The sequence below is a fragment of the Nocardia amamiensis NBRC 102102 genome (genome assembly GCF_001612745.1).
Classification (GTDB): Bacteria; Actinomycetota; Actinomycetes; order Mycobacteriales; family Mycobacteriaceae; genus Nocardia; species Nocardia amamiensis.
This window is the reverse complement of sequence record NZ_BDBA01000156.1, coordinates 21,516-27,903: the sequence shown is the minus strand read 5'-3', so window position 1 is coordinate 27,903 and position 6,388 is coordinate 21,516. Positions and strand designations below refer to the sequence as shown.

The following is a 6,388-nucleotide window of genomic DNA, read 5'->3' as shown; positions in this document are numbered from 1 at the left end:
AGGCGGCCCCGCAGCCGGGCACACAGGGTGGCGAGAACGCCGAGGCGCAGCAGCCGGAGAACTCCACGCTGGTGCAGCCGAAGCCGCGCTGGCAGGCGCCGCGGCAGCAGGCCGCCCCGCCCGCTCCGGTCGTGGAGATGACCGGTCCGCACGCGGAGATCGGCGCGAACCTCAACGGCAACCACGTGTTGCCCGGCTATGTGGCCAACACGCACCACTTCAGCAACGAGGCCGGCTACGTCGGCACCATCGGCTACCGCACGCCGACCGGCCAGGGCGAAGCGGGCGTCTCGGTGGAGTTCGTCGACAAGAACACCGTCAAGCTCACCACCTACACCGGTGGCGAGGGCCTGGCCGACAACAACGCCACCGCGGTGTTCGACACCACCCAGCTGAACATGGCCAAGGCCGCGGTGGAGAATTGGATCCGGGAGCAGCCGGGCGGCGCGGCCGCGCTGGAGGCAGCCGCACAGGTTAAGCTTCCGTTCCAGTCGGGCGAGATTGCTCCGCAGACCGTCGACGTGGCTGGCGTCACCGCCCAGTGGGGTGGTTCGCTCCAGTACTGACGCGTGCTGATCTCGACGGGTGGGGCGGTCGTTCACGACCGCCCCACTCGTGTGTCCTGGGAAAGGATTGGGTGTGACCTCCGAGGGTGATGCGAGGGAGAACGAGTCCGACCGGTCCGGGTCGGATTTCGGTCCGCCGCTGGGCGAGTTCGGGCCGCCGGTTTCCGAATTCGGGCCGCCCGTTTCGGAATTCGGTCCGCCGATGGGAGCCGATACCGGCCCGACCTGGCAGGTCCCGCAGCAGCCGAGCGACCACCCCGAACTCGGCTGGCGTCCGGCGGGCGAGCCGGAGACGACGCCCGCACCGGCCCCGCAGTATCGCGCGCCGGATTCCACGGTCTACACCGAACGGCCGACGGCGCCCGCTCAGCCCGAGCAGCCTGCTCCGGAGGCCGCGCGTCCGCAGAACACGGGCAGCGAGCAGGATTCATGGTGGAAGCAGCCGACCGCCGAGGGCGCCGTGCCGAAGCCGCCTGCGTCATCCGAGTCCGGCCTGTCCTGGGCCGAAGACCCGATCGCCATGCGGCTGGCATTGCGCGTGCCCCCGACGCCATCCACGCCCCCGCGACGCTCCGGCTCCTCGCCCCGGTGGGTTGTGCTCGGGGCGCTCGCCGCGGTCGTGGTGCTGATCGCGCTGACCGTGACCATCATCGCGGTCTCCCGCGACAACGGCGACACCGGCGCCGCTCCCGAAGTCGGCACCACCACGGCGGCGTTGAGCTGCCCGTCCAGCAAGGACGGCAAGGTTACGGTGGGCAACGGCGTGGGCGACACCAGCAGCGGCCCCGGGGCAATCCTCGGCTTGCAGTACGCCTTCTACGTCGAGCGCAGCGGTGAGCGGGCCAGGCGGTTCGTCGCTCCCGACGCGGAGAACGTCTCGGCCGCGGAGAACATTCAGAAGGGCATCGACGAGCAGGTGCCGGTCGGCACCACGCATTGTCTGCGGATCACCGAGACGGCCGCCGACACCTTCGACGTCGACCTGACCGAGCATCGCCCCGACGGGACCACCACGGTGTACAAGCAGACGGTCACCACGGCGAGCCGGGACGGCAAAACCTTGGTCTACGCGATCAGGGACCGCCTGTAACTCGGCCTACCAGGGACGTTCCCGGATCATGGGATGAATATTTCGGGTTCTGGCCGAGATATGCGACAGTGGGATATCGCGTCCCGCGGCGTCCCCCGGAGGTTTCCCATGTCGCCGACCATCCCACCGCTGGCAGGCAAACTGGAGGGCCTGCGGAGTTCGGTGATCCGCGATCTCCTGAAGCTGACCTCGCGCGCCGATATCGTGAGCCTGGCCGGCGGCCTGCCGGACGCCGAGCTCATGCCGCGCGAGCGCTTGGCCGCGGCGGCGGATGCGGCGCTGAGCCACAACGGCTGCCTGCAGTACACCGAGTCGACCGGGTGGACGCCGCTGCGTGAGGTGCTCGCCCACCGGGAGTCGGCGGGACTCGGCCGCTCGGTGCGACTCGCCGAGGTGTTCGTGACGCACGGTTCGCAGCAGGCGTTGTCGCTGCTGGCCGAGGTGCTGCTCGACCCGGGCGCGCTGGTCGTGGTCGAGGATCCGGCGTATGTCGGTGCGCTGCAAGTCTTCCGGGCCGCGGGTGCGCGTATCGCCGCGGTGCCGTTGGACGGCGAGGGCATGCGCACCGAGGCGATCACCGAGCTGATCGCGGGTGGGGAGCGCCCGGCCGTGGTCCACACGGTGAGCAGTTTCCACAACCCAGGCGGCGTGACCATGAGCCCGCGGCGGCGCATGGAACTGGCCAGGTTGGCCGAGCAGCACGGATTCTGGGTGATCGAGGACGATCCGTACGGCGAGCTGTGGTTCGACAGCCCCGCACCGGCGCCGGTGGCGTCGTACTCCGGCAACGTCATTCGGCTTTCGAGCGCGTCGAAGATCCTCTCGCCGAGCCTGCGCGTCGGCTGGATGGTCGCGCCCGAACCGGTCTGCCGCGCGGTCGAACTGCTGAAGCAGGGAGCGGACCTGTGCGGTTCGGCGCTCACCCAGCAGATCGCCGCCGACCTGCTCGCCGACACGACGTGGCTGGCCGGCCATGTCGACCATGTCCGCGCGGTCTACGGCGAGCGGGCCAAGGCGCTTGTGCACGCGATGCGCACCCGGTTCGGCGAACGTGTGCGGTGCAGCGACGCGGCGGGCGGCATGTTCGTCTGGGCCGATTTCACCGATGGCACCGACACCGGCCAGCTCCTGCCGCGTGCGCTGGAGTCCGGTGTCGCCTACGTTCCCGGCTCCGCGTTCGCGGTCGACGGCGGATACCGCAACTCGATGCGGATGTGCTTCACCACCTCCGACGCGGCGACGCTGGTACTGGCCGTCGACCGGCTCGCGGACGCCGCCGGGTAGCGCCGGAGAACGCTCAGCCGACCCAGTCGTAGGTGCGCTCGACCGCCTTGTTCCACGCCGCGAGGTGTGCGTCCCGGTCCGCGTGCGGCATGGTCGGGTGCCAGGTCTTGTCGGCGGCCCAGTTGGCCCGGATGTCGTCGGTGCCCGACCAGTAGCCGACGGCGAGCCCGGCCGCGTACGCCGCGCCGAGTGCGGTGGTCTCGTTGACCACCGGACGCACCACAGGCACGTCGAGGATGTCGGACTGGAACTGCATGAGCAGGTCGTTGCCGACCATGCCGCCATCCACCTTCAGGGTGGTCAGCTCGAGGCCGAGCCGCTGGGACTCGGCGTCGGCGCGCATCGCGTCGACCACCTCGCGGGTTTGGAACGCGGTGGATTCCAGCACCGCCCGCGCCAGGTGCGCCTTGGTCACGAACCGGGTGAGCCCGGCGATCACACCGCGCGCGTCCGGCCGCCAGCGCGGCGCGAAGAGCCCGGAGAAGGCGGGCACGATGTAGGCGCCGCCATTGTCGGGAACGCTGCGGGCCAGCGGCTCGATCTCCTCGGCGGCGGAGATGATGCCGAGGTTGTCGCGGAACCACTGCACCAGCGCGCCGGTGACCGCGATGGATCCTTCCAGCGCGTACACCGGGTCGGCGTCGCCCAGGCGGTAGCACACCGTGGTGAGCAGGCCGTGCTTGCTGAACACCGGCGTGGTTCCGGTGTTCAGCAGCATGAAATTGCCGGTGCCGTAGGTGTTCTTGGCCTCGCCCGGCGACAGGCAGGCCTGGCCGAAAGTGGCGGCCTGCTGGTCGCCGAGGATGCCCGCGACCGGCACCCCGGCCAGCGGCCCGGAGTTTATCGGCGCGTAGACCTCCGATGAGCTCACGATCCGCGGCAGCATCGACTCCGGCACGCCGAACTCCGCGCAGATCCGCGAATCCCACTGCAGCGAGCGCAGATCCAGCAGCATGGTGCGGGATGCATTGGTCACGTCGGTGATGTGCTCGCCGGTGAGATTCCACAGCACCCAGCTGTCGATGGTGCCGAAGCACAGCTCGCCCGCCTCCGCGCGTTCCCGCACGCCCGGAACGTTGTCCAGGATCCAGCGCAGTTTCGGCCCGGCGAAGTAGGTGGACAGTGGCAGGCCGGTGCGGTCCTGGTAGCGGGTCGGTCCGCTCGCACCGCCCAGCTCGGTGCACAGACGATCGGTCCGGGTGTCCTGCCAGACGATGGCGTTGTGCACCGGTTCGCCGGTCTTGCGATCCCACACCACCGTGGTCTCGCGCTGATTGGTGACCCCGACCGCGGCGATGTCGCCGCCGCCGAGGCCGGTGCGCTCCAGCACGTCGCCGAGCACGAATGCGGTGTTGCGCCAGATGGTCCCGGGATCGTGCTCGACCCAACCCGGTTGCGGGAAGATCTGCTCGTGTTCGCGCTGCGCGACGCCGGCCACGCGTCCCTGCCGGTCGAAGACGATGCACCGGCTGGAGGTCGTGCCCTGGTCGATGGCGGCCACATAACGACGCATTCGTGCAGGTTACTTGTCCCGCGATGCTCGAAACGGGGTTTTCGGCCGGTGCGGCCGCGCTGGTGCGTCCGGACCGAAGTGAAACTGATCATTTCCGATTCGTGGCTACCGGGGCTGCGGAACAAACACTGCCGATTCGCTTAGCCTGGTGTGGAGGGCTCGTGTCGGACACATCCGCGTCGCGGGAGGAGTCGAGCATGGCCAACAAACCGGATTCGCAGTTCCTCGGCCCGGAGCAGCGCACGACGGCGTGGGAGCGCTTCGGCAAGGATCATTTCGACGTGGTCGTCGTCGGCGGCGGAATCGTGGGGGCCGGCATCGCCCTGGACGCGGCGACCAGGGGTTTGCAGGTCGCGCTGGTGGAGGCTCGCGATCTCGCGTCGGGTACCTCCAGCCGGTCGTCGAAGATGTTCCACGGCGGACTCCGGTATCTGGAACAACTGGAGTTCGGATTGGTGCGCGAGGCGCTGCGGGAACGCGAGCTTTCGCTGTCCACCCTGGCGCCGCATCTGGTCAAGCCGTTGCGCTTCCTGTATCCGCTGACCCGCCGCGCCTGGGAGCGTCCGTATGTCGCCGCCGGGCTGGTCCTCTACGACACCATGGGCGGCGCGAAAACAGTTCCCGGTCAACGGCATCTGTCCCGCGCGGGCGCGTTGCGGCTGGCGCCGGGGTTGCGGCGCGACTCGCTGATCGGCGGTGTCAGCTACTACGACACCGTCGTCGACGACGCGCGCCACACCATGATGGTGGCGCGCACCGCCGCGCACTACGGCGCCGTGATCCGCATGTCCACCCAGGTGGTCGGATTGCTGCGTGAGTCCGACCGGGTGGTCGGCGTCAAGGTGCGCGACACCGAGGACGGGCGCACCGGGGAGGTCCGCGGCCACGTCGTGATCAACGCGACCGGCGTGTGGACCGACGAAGTCCAGGCCCTGTCGCATCAGCGGGGCCGCTTCCACGTGCGGGCGTCCAAAGGCGTGCACATCGTGGTGCCGCGTGACCGGATCGTCAGCGACACCGCGATCATCCTGCGCACCGCCACCTCGGTGCTGTTCGTCATCCCGTGGGGCACGCACTGGATCATCGGCACCACCGACACCGACTGGAACCTGGATCTGGCGCACCCGGCCGCCACCAAGGCCGATATCGACTACCTGCTCGAACGGGTGAACCAAGTGCTGGTCACACCGCTCACATCCGACGACATCGACGGCGTGTACGCGGGGCTGCGCCCGCTGCTGGCGGGGGAGAGCGACGAGACCTCCAAGCTGTCGCGTGAGCACGCCGTGGCCCGGGTCGCGCCCGGCTTGGTCGGCATTGCGGGCGGCAAGTACACCACCTATCGCGTGATGGCCTACGACGCGGTGGACGAGGCGGCGCAGGATATTCCGGCCCGGGTCTCCCCGTCGGTCACCGCGAAGGTGCCGCTGCTCGGCGCGGACGGGTATTTCGCGCTGGTCAACCAGACGGTGCAGCTGGCCGAGACGTACGGCGTGCACCCCTACCGGATCAAGCACCTGCTGGACCGGTACGGCTCGCTGATCTATGAGGTCATGGCCTTGGCCGAGGACAAACCCGAACTGCTGCAACCGATCACGGACGCGCCTTCGTATCTGCAGGTGGAGGCGGCCTACGCGGCCGCAGCCGAGGGCGCGCTGCACCTGGACGACATCCTGGCCCGGCGGACCCGGATCTCGATCGAGTATTCGCACCGCGGTGCCAACTGTGCCGAGCAAGTGGCCGGGCTGGTCGCCCCGATCCTGGGCTGGAACGAGGAGGAGACCGACCGGGAGATCCGCACCTATCAGGCCAGGGTCGACGCGGAAGTCCACTCGCAGACCCAGCCCGACGACGCCTCCGCGGACGCCCTGCGGATCGCCGCCCCCGAACCCCGACCGGAAATCCTGGAACCGGTGCCGTCCGAGGGGTGATGCC

Annotated in this window: 4 protein-coding genes and 1 pseudogene; 4 read left to right on the top strand and 1 reads right to left on the bottom strand. The window is 69.5% G+C overall.

Annotated elements, in window-relative coordinates; translation table 11 throughout:
• From NA4_RS41600 to NA4_RS26330, 3 genes and pseudogenes are all read left to right on the top strand, one after another.
• A pseudogene (locus tag NA4_RS41600) lies at positions 1-566 on the top strand (hypothetical protein); the annotation flags it as partial.
• A gap of 73 nt (positions 567-639) precedes the next feature.
• On the top strand, positions 640-1,656 hold the full coding sequence (locus NA4_RS26335; RefSeq protein WP_067475566.1) for a DUF8176 domain-containing protein: 1,017 nt from the start codon (positions 640-642) through the stop codon (positions 1,654-1,656).
• A 108-nt stretch (positions 1,657-1,764) separates the two neighbouring features.
• Complete coding sequence (locus NA4_RS26330; protein ID WP_067475558.1) at positions 1,765-2,940, top strand: aminotransferase-like domain-containing protein; 1,176 nt, start codon at positions 1,765-1,767, stop codon at positions 2,938-2,940.
• A 13-nt stretch (positions 2,941-2,953) separates the two neighbouring features.
• Here the strand turns inward: NA4_RS26330 and glpK are convergent, their stop codons facing one another.
• On the bottom strand, positions 2,954-4,453 hold the full coding sequence (glpK, locus tag NA4_RS26325; RefSeq protein WP_067475555.1) for a glycerol kinase GlpK: 1,500 nt from the start codon (positions 4,451-4,453) through the stop codon (positions 2,954-2,956).
• A 197-nt stretch (positions 4,454-4,650) separates the two neighbouring features.
• Between glpK and NA4_RS26320 the strand changes: the two genes are divergently transcribed.
• Positions 4,651-6,384: a glycerol-3-phosphate dehydrogenase/oxidase gene (locus NA4_RS26320; protein WP_067475552.1), complete on the top strand. Its 1,734-nt coding sequence runs from the start codon at positions 4,651-4,653 to the stop codon at positions 6,382-6,384.
• Positions 6,385-6,388 lie beyond the last annotated feature (4 nt).